The following is an 18,730-nucleotide window of genomic DNA, read 5'->3' on the forward strand; positions in this document are numbered from 1 at the left end:
GGCCCGCGCCGGGAAAACTGCGGGGGAGGGGAGCCGCGGGCCGGTTGGGACGGAACGGTGACATAACACGGGGATCCGTTTCCGCAGGTCGTGTGGTTATCTTTCGCAGTGCGCGCGCGGACGCGCGGGGAGTGCGGGCCTTGAGACCGAGGCCGTGCGAGGGGAGAACAGAATCTTGAACGGGCGACGACCGATATCGGCGGCTCTGCTGGGGGCGGCGCTGCTGCTGGTCACCGCGTGCGGTGGTGGAGGCGGTTCGGACGCGGGCAGCGACGGCAAGGGCAAAGCGGACAAGGCGGCCGAGGCGAACAAGCCCTCGGAGGCCGTCGTCACCATCGCGCCGAAGGACGGCGCGGGCGGCGTGGCCACGAGCGGCGCGCTGAAGGTGACGGCCGACAAGGGCACCCTGTCCCAGGTCGAGGTCGAGGACAGCAAGGGAAATCCGGTCCAGGGCGAGATCACGGGCGGCGGCACGAGCTGGACGCCGGCGCACCACCTGGCCGCGTCGACCAAGTACAAGGTCCATGCGGTGGCGAAGGACTCGGCGGGCCGTGAGTCGGCGAAGGACTCGTCGTTCACGACGCTGACCCCGCAGAACACGTTCGTCGGCACGTTCACGCCTGAGGACGGTTCGAAGGTCGGCGTCGGCATGCCGTTCTCGGTGCGCTTCACGCGGGGCATCACGCACCCGGAGGACGTCGAGAAGGCCATCTCGATCAAGACCGAGCCGGCCGTCGACGTCGAGGGCCACTGGTTCGGCAACGACCGGCTCGACTTCCGTCCCGAGAAGTACTGGGCGGCGGGCACGAAGGTCACCGTGAAGATGAACCTGGACGGGGTCGAGGGCCGCGACGGGGTCTACGGCAAGCAGGTGCGGACCGTGAAGTTCACGGTCGGCCGCAGCCAGGTCTCCACGGTCGACGCGAAGAAGCACATGATGACCGTCGAGCGCGACGGCAAGGTCATCAAGAAGATCCCGGTGACCACGGGCAAGCCCGGCTACGACACGTGGAACGGGCAGATGGTCATCAGCGAGCGGCTCCGGGTGACCCGGATGAACGGTGACACGGTCGGCTACGGCGGCGAGTACGACATCAAGGACGTCCCGCACGCCATGCGCCTCACCAACTCCGGCACGTTCATCCACGGCAACTACTGGGGCGGCGGCACCTTCGGCAACGTCAACTCCAGCCACGGCTGTGTGGGCCTCGCCGATGTGCGCGGCGGCTACGACAAGAAGGTCTCGGCGGCCTGGTTCTTCGACCGCTCCATGGTCGGCGACGTGGTGGTCGTCAAGAACTCCCACGACCAGACGGTGGCCCCTGACAACGGCTACAACGGCTGGAACATGTCCTGGGCCGACTGGAAGAAGTGACCCTGGTGTCGACCCGCTGATTCGTCTGCGGCCCCGGTGGGGGCTGGTCGCGCAGTTCCCCGCGCCCCTGAGATGCGCACTCCGTGCGCTATCTCAGGGGCGTTCGCGTGTCGGGGAAATGCGACGCGAAGCGTCTGCATTTCAGGGGCGCGGGGAACTGCGCGACCAGCCCCCACCGGGCGGACGGTCACGTGACGAACCGCACCGCCCCCCACAGGGTGAACGCCCGCTAACCTGCGGAGCATGACCGTTCACCTCGAAGTAGCCGACGGCGTCGGGACCATCCGCCTCGACCGCCCCCCGATGAACGCCCTGGACATCGCGATCCAGGACCGCATCAAGGAACTCGCCGAAGAGGCCACGGCCCGGGACGACATCCGGGCCGTGGTGGTGCGCGGCAGCGAGAAGGTCTTCGCGGCCGGCGCCGACATCAAGGAGATGCAGGTGATGGACCACGCGGCGATGGTCGTGCGGTCCCGCGCCCTGCAGGACTCGTTCTCGGCGGTGGCCCGTATCCCGAAGCCCGTCGTCGCCGCGGTCACCGGCTACGCCCTGGGCGGCGGCTGCGAGCTGGCCCTGTGCGCCGACTTCCGGATCGCCGCCGACAACGCGAAGCTGGGCCAGCCCGAGATCCTGCTCGGCCTGATCCCGGGCGCCGGCGGCACCCAGCGGCTGTCCCGTCTGGTCGGCCCCTCCAAGGCCAAGGACCTCATCTTCACGGGCCGTCAGGTGCGGGCCGACGAGGCGCTGACCATCGGTCTGGTGGACCGCGTCGTCCCGGCCGCCGAGGTCTTCGAGGCCGCGCACGCGTGGGCCGCGAAGCTGGCGCAGGGCCCGGCGATCGCGCTGCGCGCGGCGAAGGAGTGCGTCGACGCCGGTCTGGAGACGGACCTGGAGACGGGCCTCGCCATCGAACGCAACTGGTTCGCGGGCCTGTTCGCGACCCAGGACCGGGAGACCGGAATGCGCAGCTTCGTGGAGGAAGGTCCGGGCAAGGCCAAGTTCGCCTGACGGCCGCCGGAGCACCTGACGTACGGGGATCAACTCGCCTTCGGGCAAGCGGAGTTGATCTCCGTACCTCGTTGGAGCGCATGATCTCCGCCTTAAGGGAACCTTAAGCGGGCTGTGCTCCCGGGGCACCGATTCTGCCCCTTCTGGAGACGTTTCCCCAGGTCAGGCGGGCCGTAGGCTTACCTTAAGTGCCAACGGCATATGCCTGAGTGACCCACCGGAATGAGGCGTTCCGGGGGGCTTATTCAGCCGGAACGGCCCCACGACCGGCCACGGGAAGTCATCATGGTGGGCATGGCGGGGCTTGAGGGTGTCGAACAACCGCGGCGGAACGGGAGTACGACCGCCGCGCGCTGGTCTCCCGCGGTCGAGGACGAACACGCGCTGAAGGCGCTGGAGTTGTTCGGGAACCCGACCGAGGCGGAGGTCGCTCTGCCGTCCCGTCCGGAGTCCGCGGCGATCGCCCGCCGGCTCGCCCAGGTGGTGATCCTGCGTCAGTGGGGTCTGTCCCCGAAGCTGACCGAGGACGCGGTCCTGCTCGTCTCCGAACTCGTGGGCAACGCGGTCCGGCACACCGGCGCCCGCGCCTTCGGGCTGCGCATGCTGCGCCGGCGCGGCTGGATCCGGGTGGAGGTGCGCGACCCCTCGCGCGGGCTGCCCTGTCTGATGCCGGTGCGCCCGCTGGACCTCTCCGGCCGCGGCCTGTTCCTCGTCGACAAGCTCTCCGACCGCTGGGGCGTGGACCTGCTGCCCCGCGGCAAGACGACCTGGTTCGAGATGCGCGTCGCCGACCGCTGACACGTGACCCGGCCGCCCCTGCCTCGCGGTCGGTGCCCGGACGCACGAAAGCCCCCGTTCTCGCCGTCGTGCGGCGCCGCGGGGGCTTTCGTGTGGTGCGCCGCGAACAGAAGGGGTGGCGTTCGCGGCGTCTAAGACGACCGGCCCGGGTCAATGGAGGTCGTGCCACCGAGGATGGCACAGGACGCCCGGAACGACCAAATGAATCATTGGTTACATCACGTGTCAGCCTCGTAAATAAAGAAAAATTACACCCGGCATCCAGTATTCATTAAGGCCCCCGGGTCGGTAGGAGGCTTTTGTATCGGTTCCCCCTTAAATGGGCGGGTGACCAAGGCCGAACCGATCCGTCGCCGCTCCGCGCTGCGCCTCGGCGCCGGGCTCACCGCCGCCCTCGCCACCGGCTGCGCGGCCGACGAGCACCCCGCCGCCACCCCGGCGCCCAAGGCCCACCCCGCCCGCCCCCCGGAGTCCGCCCGCGCCGCCCCCGCCCCGCGCCGCTTCCCCGGACAACCCGCCCAGCTCACCCACGGACCCCGCGACCGCGACCGCGTCGCCCTCACCTTCCACGGCCAGGGCGACCCGAAGATCGCGGACGCGGTGCTGAAAGAGGCCGAGAAGGCCGGCGCCCATGTGACCGTCCTCGCCGTCGGCACCTGGCTCGACCAGCACCCGGACATGGCCCGGCGCATCCTCGACGCCGGCCACGACCTCGGCAACCACACCCTCCACCACCAGGGCATCACCACCATGTCCGAGGCCGACGCCTACGCCGAGATCACCGGCTGCGCCGACCGCCTGCGCCGCCTCACCGGCTCCATCGGCACCTGGTTCCGCCCCTCGCGCACCCCGACCGCGACCCCGCTCGTCGTCCGCCTCGCCCAGCGGGCCGGCTACCCGCACGTCCTCTCGTACGACGTCGACTCGCTCGACTTCACCTCGCCCGGCGCCGACACCGTCGTGGAGAACGTCACCTCGGCCGTGCGCCCCGGCTCGGTCGTCAGCCTGCACTTCGGATACGCGGACACCGTCGCCGCGCTCCCGCCCCTCCTGGACCACCTCTCCCGTCGCGGCCTGGCCGCGGTGACCTGCACGGAGCTGCTCACGTGAACACCCACCCCGCCCGCCGGACCACCACCCGCCGCACCGGCGTCCTGCTCGCCGCAGCCGTGACCGCCGCCCTCACCGCCCTGTCCGGCTGCGGCAGCGAGAAGCCCGCGCACGACGCGACCCAGGGCGCCATCAAGCCCGTGAAGCCCGCGCAGCCGGTGAAGCCCGCCGCCCCGAAGGTGGACGGACTGCCCGGGATGCCGCCCGTCCTCGATCCCGAGGACGTCTACGCCGCCGACCGGCCGAACAAGCTGTCCCCGGTCGTCAAGGACTTCCCGTCCCGGGTCTACGTGCCCAACACCGAGTCCGACACCGTCTCCGTCATCGACCCCCAGACGTACAAGATCATCGAGACGATCAAGGTCGGGCGCCAGCCCCAGCACGTCGTGCCGTCCTGGGACCTCAAGACCCTCTGGGTCAACAACGACAAGGGCAACACCCTCACCCCCATCGACCCGAAGACCGGCAAGGCCGGCGAGACGGTCGACGTGCACGACCCGTACAACCTCTACTTCACGCCCGACGGCAAGCACGCCGTCGTCATGGCCTCGCTCGACCGCCAACTGGTCTTCCGCGACCCTCACACCATGAAGATCCAGCACAGCGAGCCCGTCAGCTGCTACGGCGTCAACCACGCCGACTTCTCGCTCGACGGCCGCTACTTCATCGTCTCCTGCGAGTTCAGCGGCGAGCTCCTCAAGGTCGACACCGCGAAGATGAAGGTCGTCCAGCAGCAGAAACTCCCCTACGACGGAGCCATGCCGCAGGACGTCAAGATGTCGCCCGACGGCAAGAAGTTCTACATCGCCGACATGGAGGCCGACGGCATGTGGGTCCTCGACGGCGACAAGTTCACCAAGCCGACGCTCCTGCCCACCGGCAAGGGCACCCACGGCCTCTACGTCAGCCGCGACTCCAAGGAGATGTACGTCTCCAACCGCGGCGAAGGCACCATCTCCGTCTTCGACTTCACGAAGAACAAGCTCACCAAGAAGTGGCACCTCCCGCAGGGCGGCAGCCCCGACATGGGCGGCGTCTCCGCCGACGGCAAGGTCCTGTGGCTCTCCGGCCGCTACGACGCCGAGGTCTACGCCATCGACACCCGCACCGGCAAACAGCTCGCCCGCATCCCCGTCGGCTCCGGCCCGCACGGCCTCGCCGTCTACCCCCAGCCCGGCCGCTACTCCCTCGGACACACCGGCGTCTTCCGCTGACCCGCGCACCCCGTGGCATCGTGGGCTTGAGTCTCCACCCACTGGAAGGCCCAGACTCCCCGGCATGACCGACGACGGCCCGCACCTGCTCACCATCGGCGCACTGGCACGCCGCACCGGACTCACGGTGCGCACCATCCGCTACTGGTCCGACGAGGGCGTCCTGCACCCGGTGACCCGCAGCGACGGCGGCTACCGGCTCTACGACGCCGAGTCCGTGGCCCGGCTCGAACTGATCCGCACCCTGCGCGAGCTGGGCCTCGGCCTCGCCGACGTACGGCACGTGGTCGGCGGCGAGAAGGACATCGCGTCCGTCGCCGCCGCCCACGTGGCGGCCCTCGACGCCCAGATCCGGGCGCTCAGGCTGAACAGGGCAGTGCTGTCGACGGTCGCGAAACGCAACTCGACCGCCGAGGAGACGGCCCTCATGAACAAGCTCGCACGGCTCTCCGCCGCAGAACGCAAACACATCATCGACGACTTCATGGAGCAGACCTTCGGCGGCCTGGACACCGCCGACCCCGACATCCGCACCCGCCTGCGCGTCATGGTCCCCGACCTGCCCGACGACCCCACGAGCGCCCAGGTCGACGCCTGGGTCGAGCTCGCCGAGCTCATGCAGGACCAGGGCTTCCGTGCCCACATGCGCGGCATGATCGAGTTCAACGCCGCCGACCGCGGCCCCGACGTGACACCCGGCAGTTCGCTGTGGTTCATGAGCCGCCTCGTGCACCTGGCGGGCGAGAGCCTGGAGCGCGGCATCGACCCCGTGTCCCCCCAGGCCGACGAGGTCCTGCGGGGCCTGCTCGGCGACGCCGACCGCGCCGAGGTGCTCACCCGCCTCGAAGCCGCGGCCAACGAGGACGTCGCCCGGTTCCGCGACCTGGTGTCCCTGGTGCGGGGCCTGGAGACCCTGCCACGGCACGAGGCGGAGTTCGCCTGGGTACTCGCCGCACTGCGCGCGCACGGGGCCCGATAATCTGGGCCCCGTCAATCCGGTGCCGCGCCCGAGCGGCGCGGCACAGCAGTACGTAAACGAGGGGTGGTCCCGGTGGCGGACATCGAGGCGGCACGCAAGGCGTTCGAGCGGTTCGACGCGGACGGCGACGGCTTCATCACGGCGGCCGAGTACAAGAGCGCCATGGCGCAGATGGGCGACTTCCACGTCACGGAGTCGGTGGCCGAGGCCCTCATCGCCAAGCAGGACGCCAACGGGGACAAGGTCCTGTCCTTCGACGAGTTCTGGGCCAACCTGAACAAGGCCTGAGCGCTGAGCGCCGAACCGGCTCCGCCGCGTCCGCCGGGCACCACCCCGGCGGACGCGGCGTCGTCGCTGACGGCGGTGCGGGGAAAACTTCGCCGCACCCCGGAATAGCCGGCCCGCGCCCGAGGTTGCCGCCCATACGTATGCACGTGCATGCATCTCCGGAGGGCAGGATCACCATGAAGATCGGCATCATCGGCGCGGGCAACATCGGCGGCAACCTCACGCGGCGCCTCTCCGCCGCGGGGCACGACGTGCACGTCGCCAACTCGCGCGGCCCGCACACCCTGGGCGCCCTCGCCGAGGAGACCGGGGCGAGTGCCGCGACCATCGAGGACGCCGTACGGGACGCGCGGGTCGTCGTCGTCACCATCCCGCTGAAGGCCGTGCCCGCGCTCCCCGACGGGCTGCTCGGCAGCGCGGCGGACGACGTCGCCGTCATCGACACCGGCAACTACTACCCGCAGCGCGACGGGAAGATCACCGGGATCGAGGACGAGGGCCTCACCGAGAGCCGCTGGACCGAGCGACAGCTCGGCCACGACGTGGTCAAGGTGTTCAACGGGACGTACGCCCAGGACATCATCGACAAGGCCCGCCCGGCCGGCGACCCCGAGCGCGTCGCCCTGCCGATCGCCGGGGACGACACGGCGGCCAAGCAGGTCGTCACCGCGCTCCTCGACGAGATCGGCTTCGACGCCGTGGACGCCGGCGGCCAGGACGAGTCCTGGCGCCAGCAGCCCGGCACCCCCGTCTACGGCCTGGCCTCCGACGCCGCCGCGGTCCGCAAGGCGCTCGACGCGGCGACCCCGGAGCGCACCGCGGAGTGGCGCGCCTGAGCCGCGTCCCGTTCCCCTTCCCGCTTCCGACGCCTCGTCAGGGCGTGGCCCACTCGCGCAGCGCCGTCTTGCTCGCGAAGTCGGCCACGTTCTTGTCGAGCGGCGAGTCCGTGTACTGGTGGAAGCGCCACCTGGCCTGGATGCGGGGCTTGCCGGCGGTCACGTAGTCGGCGATCCAGAGCGCGTCGCCCGCGTAGGACGTCGTGTCCACGTTCAGCCAATAGTTGCGGTTCGTGTAGAGGATCACGCGGTGATGCGGGCGCAGGCGCTTCACCTCACGGATGAAGCGGTCCTTCTCCGCGTTCGTCGCGTGCGTGCCGTCACCGGTCGTCTCCCAGTCGACGGCCAGGATGTCGCCGGACCGCTCCGGCGCCTTGCTCACGAAGTACTCGGCCTGCGCCGCCAGGTTCCCCGGCCACAGGAAGTGGTAGAACCCGACGACACAGCCTCCGTCGCGGGCGAGCTTCGTCTGGGAGGGCAGCCGCGGATTGACGTAGGACCGCCCCTCCGTCGCCTTGATGAAGACGAACGACAGACCGTCGGTGTCGAACGTGGACTGGTGCGAGCTGACATCGATTCCGCGCAGCATGCGAGGCCTCCGGTCGGTGGGGCGACGAGGTCGGACCTACATCGTTCCCGAACGGAGCACGGTTGATGTCACGTTCGGGCGCGCCCGTCCGTCCGTGTGGTGAAGCTTCGAACGGGAGATCACCATGTACGCGTTCTACGCCGCCGTCACCGTCCTCGGCGCAGCCCTCTACGGCACGGCCGCCGTCGCCAACCTCTCCGGCCACGACCACCCCCGGCAGCAGGCCGACAAGCTGGGGGTGCCGCGGTCCTGGATCCCGCTGCTCGGCAGCGCGCTGGGGGCCGGGGCGCTCGGGCTGCTCGCCGGGTTCGTGGTGCCGGGGCTCGGGGTCGCCGCCGGGACCGGGCTCGTCCTGTACTTCGTGGGGGCGCTGGCCACGCATGTCCTGGCCGGGGACCGGCAGTTGGGCTTCTGGGCGTTGTGTTTTGCGCTCGCCGTCGCCGCGCTCGTGCTGCGGATCGTGATCTGAGGCGGTCGGCGTCAGAGCCAGCCCTGACGCTGGGCCTGCAGCGCCAGCTGGAAACGGTTCGCGGCGCCGAGGCGGGCCATCAGGACCTGGAGCCGGCGGAAGAGCGTACGGCGGCTGATGCCCAGCTCACGGGCCACGACCTCGTCGCTCGCCCCGCCCGCGAGCAGCCACAGCAACCGCCGGTCCGCGGGCGGCAGTCCGCCGGGCCGGGCCGTGCTGCCGTGGAAGGGCAGCGCCTGCTGCCACGCCTGCTCGAACAGCGCGACCAGCGCGGACAGCAGCCCGCACGGCTGCACGACCAGCATCGTGTTCAGCACGTCGGCCTCCTGGATCGACAGCGAGACCAGGGCGTACGCGTCGTCGATGATCAGGAGCTTGACCGGCACCGAGGGAAGCACCCGGGCCTGCTCGCCCGCGTTGATGCACGGCTCCACGGTCCGCTTGAAGTGGTCGGCGTGCTCGAGGGACTCGCGCGAGTACACGACCCGCTGCGTCACCCCGCGCGCCAGTGTGGCCAGCGCGTCCTCCGTGGCCGAAGGGATGGGGGAGTACGGGGGTGACTCGAACTGCCGGATCTGGTGCCGCGCCGACGCCCAGGCCAGCCGCATCCGGGGTCCGATCGCGTCGCCGGTCACGAGCTCGACGAGCTGGTCGTTGTAGGCGGCGAGCCGGCGCCGCCGGAACGTGTCGAAGGCGCCCGTGACCAGCGTGCGGGACTTCTCGACCTCGGCCGCCCGGTGCCGGGCCAGCACCTCGAGCCCCGCCGTCGGCGCCACCGGCGCCACCACCTCGCCGTCCGCCCCGGCCGCACTCGCCAGCCCCGCGTCGACCAGCTCCTCGTACGCCGCCACGAGCCCCGGCCCGTCCAGCCCGGCCGCCGCCGCGACCTCCTCCAGCGGCGCGGGGGCCAGATCGAGCAGGGCGAGATAGACCCGGGCCGCCGCCGGACCGACGCCCAGGAGCCGCAGGGCCTCACCGAGCTGCGCGTTCGTCATGGCCGCATTATGGACCGCCCCGACGGGGCCCGATGGCCGATCCGTGCCAGTGGCACCACAGGGCACCACGGGACGCGGCCGGGCGCTACTTTCGCCGAGCCGCCGGCATCCCGGCGGCGCCTCCACTCCCCGAAGGGCGGACACAGTGGGCCGGAAGAACGGCTTGTACACAGGGATCTCCGCGGAGCTGTCCGCGTCCATGCGCACCGGCTGGGCGGACACCGAGCGGCGCGACCTCACCGCGGACCCGCAGGCCCCGTACGCGGCCGTGCGCCGGTCCGAGCTCTCGGCGCGCTTCCCGCACGAGCGGCTCGTGATCCCGTCCGGGAATCTGAAGGTCCGCTCGAACGACGACACCTACCCGTTCCGGGCCCACTCCGCCTACGTCCACATGACCGGCGACCAGGCCCGCGACGGCGCCCTCGTCCTCGAACCCCGCGCCGACGGCGGCCACGACGCCTACTGCTACCAGCTGCCCCGCGACAGCCGCACCGACGACGAGTTCTGGTCCGGTTACCACGCCGAACTGTGGACGGGCCGCCGCGCCTCCCTCGCCGAGGCGGAGCGCGTCCTCGGCCTGCCCTGCCGCGACGTGCGCACGGCCGCCGCCGACCTCGCCGCGGGCAACGGCGTCCCGACCCGCATCGTGCGCGGCGTCGACGCCGCCCTCGAGGCCGCCGTCGTCACCGACCCGGAGCGCGACACCGCCCTCGAGGAGGCCCTCTCCGAGCTGCGCGCCGTCAAGGACGCCTGGGAGATCGGCGAGATGCGGGCCGTCGTCGACGCCACCGTCCGCGGCTTCACCGACGTCGTCTCCGAGCTGTCCCGCGCGATCGCGACGTCCGAGCGCTGGATCGAGGGCACGTTCTTCCGCCGCGCCCGCCTGGAGGGCAACGCCCTCGGCTACGGCACCATCGCCGCCGCCGGCGACCACGCCACGATCATGCACTGGACCGACAACGACGGCCCCGTCCGCCCCGGCGACCTGCTGCTCCTCGACGCCGGCGTGGAGGGCCGCACCCTCTACACCGCCGACGTCACCCGCACCCTCCCGATCAGCGGCACCTTCAGCGCGATCCAGCGCACGGTCTACGACGCCGTGTACGCGGCGCAGGAAGCGGGCTTCGCGGCCGTCAAGCCGGGCGCCGCCTACCGCGACTTCCACGAGGCGGCCCAGCGCCACCTCGCCGAGCGGCTCGTCGACTGGGGCTTCATCGAGGGCCCGGCCGACCGCGCCTACGAACTCGGCCTCCAGCGCCGCTTCACGATGGCCGGCACCGGGCACATGCTCGGCCTGGACGTCCACGACTGCGCCCAGGCCCGCACGGAGACCTACGTCGACGGCGTCCTCGAACCCGGCATGGTCCTCACCGTCGAACCGGGCCTCTACTTCCAGCCCGACGACCTGACCGTCCCCGAGGAGTGGCGCGGCATCGGAGTCCGCATCGAGGACGACCTCCTGGTCACCGCCGACGGCCACGAGAACCTGTCCGCCGACCTGCCGCGCTCGGCGGACGAGGTCGAGGAGTGGATGGCCCGCTTCGCGGGCTGACTCGGCATCTGGACATGCGGAAGGGCCCTGACCGACATGAATGCGCTGGTCAGGGCCCTTCTCGTGTCCTATCGCGTCAGCATTCGATGATGTTGACGGCGAGGCCGCCGCGGGCGGTCTCCTTGTACTTGACGCTCATGTCGGCGCCGGTCTCCTTCATGGTCTTGATGACCTTGTCGAGGGAGACCTTGTGGCTGCCGTCGCCGCGCATGGCCATCTTCGCCGCGGTGACGGCCTTCACGGCGGCCATGCCGTTGCGCTCGATGCAGGGGATCTGGACGAGGCCGCCGACGGGGTCGCAGGTGAGGCCGAGGTTGTGCTCCATGCCGATCTCGGCCGCGTTCTCGACCTGCTCGGGGCTGCCGCCGAGGACCTCGGCGAGAGCGCCGGCGGCCATGGAGCAGGCGGAACCGACCTCGCCCTGGCAGCCGACCTCGGCGCCGGAGATCGAGGCGTTCTCCTTGAACAGCATGCCGATCGCGCCTGCGGCGAGCAGGAAGCGGACGACGCCGTCCTCGTCCGCGCCGGGCACGAAGTTCATGTAGTAGTGCAGGACCGCGGGGATGATGCCCGCCGCACCGTTCGTCGGCGCGGTGACGACGCGGCCGCCCGCCGCGTTCTCCTCGTTCACGGCCATCGCGTAGAGGGTGATCCACTCCATCGCGTGGGCGAGGGGCTCGCCCTCGGCGCGCAGCTTGCGGGCCGAGCCGGCGGCGCGGCGGCGGACCTTGAGACCGCCGGGGAGGATGCCCTCGTGGGCCATGCCGCGCGAGACGCAGGCCTGCATGACCCGCCAGATGTCGAGGAGACCGGCGCGGATCTCGTCCTCGGTGCGCCAGGCCTTCTCGTTCTCCAGCATCAGCGCGGGGATCGACAGGCCCGTCTCCTGGGCCAGGCGCAGGAGCTCGTCGCCGGTGCGGAAGGGGTACTTCAGCGCGGTGTCGTCCGGGACGATCGGGTTCGCGCCCTCGACCGCGTCCTCGTCGATGACGAAGCCGCCGCCGACCGAGTAGTACGTCTTGGACAGCAGCTCGGTGCCGTCGGCGTCGTGGGCCCACAGGGTCATGCCGTTGGCGTGGTAGGGCAGGGCCTTGCGGCGGTGCAGGATCAGGTCGTCGTCGAAGGAGAAGGCGATGTCGTGGGCGCCGAGGAGGTTGAGGCGACCCGATTCCTTGATCTCCTCCACGCGCTCGTCGGCGTGCTCGACGTCGACGGTGCGGGGGGACTCGCCCTCCAGGCCGAGCAGGACGGCCTTGGGGGTGCCGTGGCCGTGGCCGGTCGCGCCCAGGGACCCGTACAGCTCGGCGCGCACCTGGGCGGTGTGGGCGAGCAGGCCCTCGTTCTTCAGGCGCCGGGCGAACATCCGGGCGGCACGCATCGGGCCGACCGTGTGGGAGCTGGACGGGCCGATACCGACCGAGAACAGGTCGAAGACCGAGATGGCCACGGTGGGACTCCAATGGTGGGTGGTAGACGCCGTTGTCTGCCGGGGTGGTGCAGAGAAAGCGTGCGCAGGGGGGGGACAGCGGTCGGGGCACCGAGCACGCTGGTATCTGTCTTCCAGTGTCCAGTGTGCGCGGTGCCCCGAACGGACGTACCTACAAAAGGGTACGAAACTCCGGCGCGGTCTTTACAGGCCGGGGTACAGCGGGTGCTTGTCGGCGAGCGCGGTGACGCGGGCCTTGAGCGCGGTGGCGTCGTAGGCCGGCTTGAGGGCCTCGGCGATGACGTCGGCGACCTCGCGGAAGTCGTCGGCGTCGAAACCGCGGGTGGCCAGCGCCGGGGTACCGATGCGCAGGCCGGAGGTGACCATCGGGGGGCGCGGGTCGTTCGGAACGGCGTTCCGGTTGACCGTGATGCCGACCTCGTGGAGGCGGTCCTCGGCCTGCTGCCCGTCCAGGTCGGACTCGCGCAGGTCGACGAGGACGAGGTGGACGTCGGTGCCGCCGGAGAGCACGTTCACGCCGTGCTTGCGGGCGTCCTCGGAGGTCAGACGCTCGGCGAGGATGCGGGCACCCTCGATCGTGCGCTGCTGGCGCTCCTTGAAGTCCTCGCTCGCGGCGACCTTGAAGGAGACCGCCTTCGCCGCGATCACGTGCTCCAGGGGACCGCCCTGGAAGCCCGGGAAGACGGACGAGTTGAGCTTCTTCGCGAAGTCCTTCTTGGCGAGGATGATGCCGCCGCGCGGGCCACCGAGCGTCTTGTGCGTCGTGGAGGTGACGACGTCGGCGTACGGGACGGGGTTCGGGTGCAGCCCGGCGGCGACGAGGCCGGCGAAGTGGGCCATGTCGACCCACAGGAACGCCTCGACCTCGTCGGCGATGCGGCGGAACTCGGCGAAGTCCAGCTGACGCGGGTACGCCGACCAGCCGGCGATGATCACCTTCGGGCGGTGTTCCTTGGCCAGGCGCTCGACCTCGGCCATGTCGACCAGGCCGGAGTCGTCGACGTGGTAGGCGACCACGTCGAACTGCTTGCCGGAGAAGTTCAGGCGCATGCCGTGGGTGAGGTGACCGCCGTGCGCGAGGTCCAGGCCCAGGATCGTGTCACCGGGCTTGGCCAGCGCGAACAGGGCCGCCTGGTTCGCCGAGGCGCCCGAGTGGGGCTGGACGTTGGCGTACTCGGCGCCGAACAGGTCCTTGACCCGGTCGATCGCGATCTGCTCGGTCACGTCGACGTACTCGCAGCCACCGTAGTAGCGGCGGCCGGGGTAGCCCTCGGCGTACTTGTTGGTGAGGACCGAGCCCTGGGCCTCCATGACGGCGACCGGAGCGAAGTTCTCCGACGCGATCATCTCCAGGGTCGACTGCTGGCGCTTCAGCTCGGAGTCGACGGCGGCCGCGACATCCGGGTCGAGCTCGTGCAGAGACTGGTTCAGTACGGACATCAGGGGTCAGCTCCCGGAGAACTCGGTGTACTCGTCGGCGGTGAGCAGGTCGGACGGCTCCTCGGAGACGCGGACCTTGAACAGCCAGCCGCCCTCGAAGGGGGCCGAGTTCACCAGGGCCGGGTCGTCGACGACGTCCTGGTTGGCCGCGACGACCTCACCGGTGACGGGGGAGTACAGGTCGGAGACCGACTTGGTGGACTCCAGCTCGCCGCAGCTCTCGCCCGCGGTGACGGTGTCGCCGACCTCGGGGAGCTGGGCGAACACGATGTCACCGAGCGCGTTGGCCGCGTGCTCCGTGATACCGACCGTGGCGACGCCGTCCTCGACGGCCGACAGCCACTCGTGCTCCTTGCTGTAACGCAGCTGCTGGGGGTTGCTCATGGTGCGAATTCTCCTGTACGCGGGAAGGTGCTGGTGACAGAGGGGCGCGTAGGACGCCCGAGGGGATCGGGCGGGACTACTTCTGACGCTTGTAGAACGGCAGGGCCACGACCTCGTACGGCTCGTGCGTGCCGCGGATGTCCACGCCGACGCCCGTGGTGCCCGGCTCGGCATGCGCCGCGTCGACGTAGGCGATGGCGATCGGCTTGCCCAGGGTCGGGGACGGGGCACCGGAGGTGACCTCGCCGACGACCTGGCCGTCGGCGACCACGGCCATGCCGGCGCGCGGCACCCGGCGACCCTCGGCGATCAGGCCGACGAGCTTGCGCGGCGGGTTCGCCTCGGCCTTCGCCGCGGCCTCCTTCAGCGCGTCGTGGCCGACGAAGTCGTCGCCGTGCGAGGTCTTCTCGAACTTCACGACGCGGCCGAGACCGGCGTCGAACGGCGTCAGAGCGGTGGTCAGCTCGTGCCCGTACAGCGGCATGCCCGCCTCCAGGCGCAGCGTGTCGCGACAGGACAGGCCGCAGGGGACGAGGCCGTACTCGGCGCCCGCCTCGGTCAGCGCCTGCCACAGCTTCTCGGCGTCGGCCGGGGCGACGAACAGCTCGAAGCCGTCCTCGCCGGTGTAGCCGGTGCGGGCGATGAGGGCCTCGACACCGGCGACCGTGCCCGGCAGACCCGCGTAGTACTTGAGCCCGTCCAGGTCGGCGTCCGTGACGGACTTCACGATGGCGGGGGAGTGCGGACCCTGCACCGCGATCAGCGCGTACGCGTCACGGTCGTCGCGGACCTCGGCGTCGAAGCCGGCGGCGCGCTCCACGAGGGCGTCCAGGACGATCTGGGCGTTGCCCGCATTGGCGACGACCATGTACTCCGTCTCGCCGAGGCGGTAGACGATCAGGTCGTCGAGGATGCCGCCGTCCTCGCGGCAGATCATCGTGTAGCGGGCGCGGCCGACGCCGACCGAGCCGATGTTGCCGACGAGCGCGCGGTTGAGCAGGTCGGCCGCCTGCGGGCCCGTGACCGTGATCTCACCCATGTGGGACAGGTCGAACAGGCCGGCCGCGGTGCGCACCGCGTTGTGCTCGTCACGCTCGCTGGCGTAGCGCAGCGGCATGTCCCAGCCGGCGAAGTCGGTCATGGTGGCGCCCAGCGAACGGTGCAGGGCGTCAAGGGCGGTGGTACGGGTCATGGCGGGTGCTCCCGGGCGTGACGGCGATGGCAGAGAGATCTCCGAAGGAGGTCCTCCCCATCTGTCATCGGAACCTGAGAGGTTCGCCCCGAGGGGCTTGCACCTTGGGTGGGACCGCCGTACGTGAGAAGGCGGCCCGCTTTTCAGATCTGCCTCGCCCGCGCGGTACGGGGCCTGAGAGATTCAAGGGAGGGACTTGCTCCTTCGGCGTCCGGGGTGACCCGGAACTCTCCCGCGCGGATTCAAGCGGCCGGTATGCAGTTTGCGCGCACATCATTGCATGCCCGTCGAACGGGGAAACCCCTTGTAGGGCATTACCGTCTCTTTACACTTGGCGGGCAAGAGTGCGTGACCGGAACGGGGAGGACGATCACGGTGCACAAGGCAGTCGCGGCGGCGTACGCGACGACAGGGGCCGCGGCGGCGCAGCGGGTGCGGATCCCGAGGCAGCGCTCGGTGCGGGATCTGCGGGGGCGGGAGGGCCGGACCCCGCGCCGGATCGCGTTCGCGGCGGGGGATCTCGTCGTGCTCTCGGGGCTGCCCGGAAGCGGCAAGTCCACGCTGATGCGGCGGGCCGTCACCGTGGTCGGCATCGACTCCCAGGACACCCGTGAGCGCTGGGCCGCCCGGGTGCCGCGCTGGGTGCCGTACGCGCTGTACCGGCCGCTGGTGCGGGTCGCGCACTACGCGGGGCTGCGGCGGGCCATGCGGTCCGGGGCCAGTGTCGTCGTGCACGACTGCGGGACGCAGGCGTGGGTGCGGAGATGGGTGACGCGGACGGCCCGCCGGCGCGGGGTCGGTGTCCACCTGCTGCTGCTCGACGTGCCGGAGGACCTGGCGCTCGCCGGTCAGCGGGACCGGGGGCGCGGGGTGTCCCGCTACGCCTTCGCCCGGCACCGGCGCGCCGTCGGGTCGCTCGTGGCCGAGGTCGAACGCGGGGTCCTCCCGGCGGGGGTCGCGTCGGCGGTACTCCTGGACCGGGCCGCGACGGATGTCCTGGGCGGGATCGCGTTCCGGGGGTGAGCTTGCCGTTCGCCGGCGGCTCTCCCGCCGTCGTGGCCGGCCGCGCAGTTCCCCGCGCCCCTGAAATGCACGCCCTGCGGGCGGCATTTCCCCGATGAAGGCTGCGCGCAGCGCATGCCTTCAGGGGCGCGGGGAACTGCGCGAGAAGCCCCACCGGCCCGCAGGCGACCCGCATGACCCGCCACCCACCCACGGGATATCGTCGGCGCGGCGGCACGACATGTCAGGCAGAGGTAAGGCGCAGCTATGGAGCACCCCGGGATCCCGGACCAGCAAGAACCCGGTCGAGAGCACCCCGCAGGGACCGGCTGGCCGGCGAACGAGCTGGAGGAAGTGCTCGCCGCGGCGGTGGGACAGCCCGGCGAGGTGACGGGACCGCGCATCGTCGAGGTCCTGGGCCGCAGCCACATATGGATCCCGCTCCCGAAGGGTGGCACCGCGGCCAGCCGCGACCTCGACCTGCCGACCCTGGAGATCCAGGGCCAGGCCTTCGTCCCCGTCTTCACCTCCGAGCAGCAGTTCACCCAGGTCACGGGCGGCCGCATGGACTGCACCGTGGCCCCGGCCGCCGAGTTCGCCCGCGGCCTGCCGCCCCAGGCGGGCATCGTCCTGAACCCGGACGGCGCCGTCGGCCTGCCGCTGCCCCCGCCCGCCGTCGCCGAGCTGGCCCGCAGCGGCCGCACCCCGCTGGACGGCCCGTCGACCGGCGGCCGCGTCGTGCTGTCCGAGCCGGACTGGCAGGACGACCCGGTGGACTTCCTGACCGCGGTCCGGGAGGAGTTCGAGGCGACCGGCGCCGTGCTCAGCGCCCGCCGCTGTCTGGCCGTCGTCGAGGACGCCACCCCGTCCCTGTTCGTCGGCGTCGAACTGAGCCGGTGGGAGGGCGAGGCCCGGGACCTCCCGCTGGACGCGCTCGGCCGCGCGCTGGGCCGCGCCCCGCTGGCCTGGCCGGTCAATCTGGTCTTCCTCGACGTGACCCAGGACCCGGTCGCCGACTGGATGCGGACGCACGTACGCCCGTTCTATGTGCGGGAAGGATGACGCCGTCCGTCAAGTCGGTGTCAGGAACGCCGCTTAAGCTGGTTTCATGACCTGACCGGACGGCGTGCCGCCCTCCGGTCGAAGCGGTACACGGACGTTCACGAAGGGGCGGTTACGGGTGAGTGCGTCGGGCACGGCCGCGGCCGGACAGGTCGAGCACATGCTGCGCCAGGTGACCCCGGGGCGCTTCGACGCGTACGAGGCGCTCCTTCAGGCGCTCGCCGACCCGGCGTCCGGCCAGGTCTGGATGCTGCTCTGGCACGGCCAGGCCGGTTCCCCCGACGCCCAGTACGGGAACATGGAGATCGACGGCTTCTCGTACGCCCCCTGTGTCACCTCCGCCCAGGAGCTCTCCGCCTCCGGCTGGTCGCGGGCCTACGAGGTGGTCGGCGGCGTCGACGCGGCCCGCACCCTGTACCCCGACCACTACGGCCTGTGGCTGAACCCGCACGCCCCCGGCGGCGGCGTCGGCATCCCCTGGCTCGACCTGCGGCGCCTCGCGGGCGGCCTGGACCGGCAGCCCGCGGGCCCGCTGCGCCTTTCCGACCCGTCGATCGAGATCCCGCAGTTCTACGCGGTCCTCGCGCAGAACGCGCACCGGACGACCGCGATCCGCTCCCTGCGCCGCGCCTGGGTCCAGCCCGCGCTGGGCGCCCCGTACCTCGCCATCGGCCTCGACGTCTACGACACGTCCCCGGCCTCGGTGGACGCGGTGCGCGGGATGATGCAGCAGTCGATCACGGCGGTGCCCGACGGCCTGCCGGTCTCCACCGTCGCGATGTCGGACGAGTACGACCCGGTCGCGCTGTGGCTGCGGGCGAACGCGCGGCCGTTCTACGACCGCGAGGCCCACGCCGCGCCGGCGGCCCCCGCCGGCGGGGGCGGTTACGGCTACCCGCCGCCGTACGGCGCCTCCTACTGATCGATCAGCCCCCCTGATCACCCTCGTTCACCCCCGATCGCCCCCGATCGCCCCCGTTCACCCTC

Annotated in this window: 19 protein-coding genes and 1 riboswitch; of the genes, 13 read left to right on the forward strand and 6 right to left on the reverse strand. The window is 71.2% G+C overall.

Translation table 11 applies throughout. The features are described 5' to 3' along the window. Nucleotides 1-175 precede the first annotated feature (175 nt). The 8 genes from ACIBTU_RS33125 to ACIBTU_RS33160 all read left to right on the forward strand — a co-directional run bounded on the left by ACIBTU_RS33125 (nt 176) and on the right by ACIBTU_RS33160 (nt 7,611). On the forward strand, nt 176-1,375 hold the full coding sequence (locus ACIBTU_RS33125; protein WP_399130372.1) for an Ig-like domain-containing protein: 1,200 nt from the start codon (nt 176-178) through the stop codon (nt 1,373-1,375). Nucleotides 1,376-1,618: 243 nt separating this feature from the next. Then, nucleotides 1,619-2,386: an enoyl-CoA hydratase/isomerase family protein gene (locus ACIBTU_RS33130; RefSeq protein WP_399130373.1), complete on the forward strand. Its 768-nt coding sequence runs from the start codon at nt 1,619-1,621 to the stop codon at nt 2,384-2,386. Nucleotides 2,387-2,680: 294 nt separating this feature from the next. Continuing rightward, nucleotides 2,681-3,184 carry an ATP-binding protein gene (locus ACIBTU_RS33135; RefSeq protein WP_188336764.1) on the forward strand — a complete coding sequence of 168 codons (504 nt, stop codon included), beginning with the start codon at nt 2,681-2,683 and terminating at the stop codon, nt 3,182-3,184. A gap of 327 nt (nt 3,185-3,511) precedes the next feature. Then, entirely contained in the window at nt 3,512-4,294 is a 783-nt protein-coding gene (locus ACIBTU_RS33140) for a polysaccharide deacetylase family protein (RefSeq protein ID WP_399130374.1), read from the forward strand. Beyond that, nucleotides 4,291-5,508 carry a YncE family protein gene (locus ACIBTU_RS33145; protein WP_399130375.1) on the forward strand — a complete coding sequence of 406 codons (1,218 nt, stop codon included), beginning with the start codon at nt 4,291-4,293 and terminating at the stop codon, nt 5,506-5,508. The genes ACIBTU_RS33140 and ACIBTU_RS33145 overlap by 4 nt, the downstream gene beginning before the upstream one ends. A 64-nt stretch (nt 5,509-5,572) precedes the next feature. After that, complete coding sequence (locus ACIBTU_RS33150; protein WP_399130376.1) at nt 5,573-6,487, forward strand: MerR family transcriptional regulator; 915 nt, start codon at nt 5,573-5,575, stop codon at nt 6,485-6,487. A 72-nt stretch (nt 6,488-6,559) separates the two neighbouring features. Beyond that, a complete protein-coding gene (locus ACIBTU_RS33155; protein ID WP_399130377.1) occupies nt 6,560-6,775 on the forward strand; it encodes an EF-hand domain-containing protein in 216 nt (71 codons plus the stop codon). Nucleotides 6,776-6,951: 176 nt separating this feature from the next. Further along, the gene (locus ACIBTU_RS33160; RefSeq protein WP_399130378.1) at nt 6,952-7,611 is read left to right on the forward strand and encodes an NADPH-dependent F420 reductase; all 660 of its coding nucleotides are present in this window, start codon (nt 6,952-6,954) and stop codon (nt 7,609-7,611) included. A gap of 37 nt (nt 7,612-7,648) precedes the next feature. On the opposite strand, the gene ACIBTU_RS33165 is transcribed toward ACIBTU_RS33160, so the two are convergent. Further along, nucleotides 7,649-8,200: a glycoside hydrolase family 25 protein gene (locus tag ACIBTU_RS33165; RefSeq protein WP_399130379.1), complete on the reverse strand. Its 552-nt coding sequence runs from the start codon at nt 8,198-8,200 to the stop codon at nt 7,649-7,651. A gap of 124 nt (nt 8,201-8,324) precedes the next feature. Here ACIBTU_RS33165 and ACIBTU_RS33170 point away from each other — a divergent pair, with 124 nt between their 5' ends. Then, entirely contained in the window at nt 8,325-8,669 is a 345-nt protein-coding gene (locus ACIBTU_RS33170) for a DoxX family protein (protein WP_399130380.1), read from the forward strand. A gap of 11 nt (nt 8,670-8,680) precedes the next feature. Here ACIBTU_RS33170 and ACIBTU_RS33175 read toward each other — a convergent pair whose 3' ends face one another. Beyond that, entirely contained in the window at nt 8,681-9,664 is a 984-nt protein-coding gene (locus tag ACIBTU_RS33175) for a LuxR family transcriptional regulator (RefSeq protein ID WP_399130381.1), read from the reverse strand. Nucleotides 9,665-9,863: 199 nt separating this feature from the next. Here ACIBTU_RS33175 and ACIBTU_RS33180 point away from each other — a divergent pair, with 199 nt between their 5' ends. After that, a complete protein-coding gene (locus ACIBTU_RS33180; RefSeq protein WP_399130471.1) occupies nt 9,864-11,216 on the forward strand; it encodes an aminopeptidase P family protein in 1,353 nt (450 codons plus the stop codon). A 76-nt stretch (nt 11,217-11,292) separates the two neighbouring features. On the opposite strand, the gene ACIBTU_RS33185 is transcribed toward ACIBTU_RS33180, so the two are convergent. From ACIBTU_RS33185 to gcvT, 4 genes are all read right to left on the reverse strand, one after another. Beyond that, entirely contained in the window at nt 11,293-12,663 is a 1,371-nt protein-coding gene (locus ACIBTU_RS33185; RefSeq protein ID WP_399130382.1) for an L-serine ammonia-lyase, read from the reverse strand. Between the two features lie 183 nt (nt 12,664-12,846). Next, entirely contained in the window at nt 12,847-14,103 is a 1,257-nt protein-coding gene (gene glyA, locus ACIBTU_RS33190) for a serine hydroxymethyltransferase (protein WP_399130383.1), read from the reverse strand. A gap of 6 nt (nt 14,104-14,109) precedes the next feature. After that, a complete protein-coding gene (gcvH, locus tag ACIBTU_RS33195) occupies nt 14,110-14,487 on the reverse strand; it encodes a glycine cleavage system protein GcvH (RefSeq protein WP_188336752.1) in 378 nt (125 codons plus the stop codon). A 76-nt stretch (nt 14,488-14,563) separates the two neighbouring features. Continuing rightward, nucleotides 14,564-15,679, reverse strand: coding sequence for a glycine cleavage system aminomethyltransferase GcvT (gene gcvT / locus ACIBTU_RS33200; protein WP_399130384.1), 1,116 nt, complete (start codon nt 15,677-15,679; stop codon nt 14,564-14,566). A gap of 153 nt (nt 15,680-15,832) precedes the next feature. Continuing rightward, a riboswitch (glycine riboswitch) is annotated at nt 15,833-15,924 on the reverse strand. 130 nt (nt 15,925-16,054) lie between these two features. On the opposite strand from gcvT, the gene ACIBTU_RS33205 reads away from it, so the two are divergent. The 3 genes from ACIBTU_RS33205 (at nt 16,055) to ACIBTU_RS33215 (ending at nt 18,665) form a co-directional block, all read left to right on the forward strand. Continuing rightward, complete coding sequence (locus ACIBTU_RS33205; RefSeq protein ID WP_399130385.1) at nt 16,055-16,702, forward strand: AAA family ATPase; 648 nt, start codon at nt 16,055-16,057, stop codon at nt 16,700-16,702. Between the two features lie 246 nt (nt 16,703-16,948). Further along, nucleotides 16,949-17,743 (forward strand): enhanced serine sensitivity protein SseB, encoded by a 795-nt coding sequence (locus tag ACIBTU_RS33210; protein ID WP_399130386.1) that lies wholly within the window; start codon nt 16,949-16,951, stop codon nt 17,741-17,743. Nucleotides 17,744-17,861: 118 nt separating this feature from the next. Further along, entirely contained in the window at nt 17,862-18,665 is an 804-nt protein-coding gene (locus ACIBTU_RS33215) for an enhanced serine sensitivity protein SseB C-terminal domain-containing protein (protein ID WP_399130387.1), read from the forward strand. The last annotated feature ends 65 nt before the right edge of the window (nt 18,666-18,730 follow it).

It is taken from the genome of Streptomyces sp. NPDC050145, from assembly GCF_044460245.1.
GTDB lineage: Bacteria > Actinomycetota > Actinomycetes > Streptomycetales > Streptomycetaceae > Streptomyces.

Coding starts and splice junctions, on each gene's coding strand:
- ACIBTU_RS33130 (WP_399130373.1), top strand. CDS start 1,619: ATGACCGTTCACCTCGAAGTAGCCGACGGCGTCGGGACCATCCGCCTC.
- ACIBTU_RS33135 (WP_188336764.1), top strand. CDS start 2,681: ATGGCGGGGCTTGAGGGTGTCGAACAACCGCGGCGGAACGGGAGTACG.
- ACIBTU_RS33150 (WP_399130376.1), top strand. CDS start 5,573: ATGACCGACGACGGCCCGCACCTGCTCACCATCGGCGCACTGGCACGC.
- ACIBTU_RS33160 (WP_399130378.1), top strand. CDS start 6,952: ATGAAGATCGGCATCATCGGCGCGGGCAACATCGGCGGCAACCTCACG.
- ACIBTU_RS33165 (WP_399130379.1), bottom strand. CDS start 8,200: ATGCTGCGCGGAATCGATGTCAGCTCGCACCAGTCCACGTTCGACACC.
- ACIBTU_RS33170 (WP_399130380.1), top strand. CDS start 8,325: ATGTACGCGTTCTACGCCGCCGTCACCGTCCTCGGCGCAGCCCTCTAC.
- ACIBTU_RS33175 (WP_399130381.1), bottom strand. CDS start 9,664: ATGACGAACGCGCAGCTCGGTGAGGCCCTGCGGCTCCTGGGCGTCGGT.
- ACIBTU_RS33180 (WP_399130471.1), top strand. CDS start 9,864: ATGCGCACCGGCTGGGCGGACACCGAGCGGCGCGACCTCACCGCGGAC.
- glyA (WP_399130383.1), bottom strand. CDS start 14,103: ATGTCCGTACTGAACCAGTCTCTGCACGAGCTCGACCCGGATGTCGCG.
- gcvH (WP_188336752.1), bottom strand. CDS start 14,487: ATGAGCAACCCCCAGCAGCTGCGTTACAGCAAGGAGCACGAGTGGCTG.
- gcvT (WP_399130384.1), bottom strand. CDS start 15,679: ATGACCCGTACCACCGCCCTTGACGCCCTGCACCGTTCGCTGGGCGCC.
- ACIBTU_RS33210 (WP_399130386.1), top strand. CDS start 16,949: ATGGAGCACCCCGGGATCCCGGACCAGCAAGAACCCGGTCGAGAGCAC.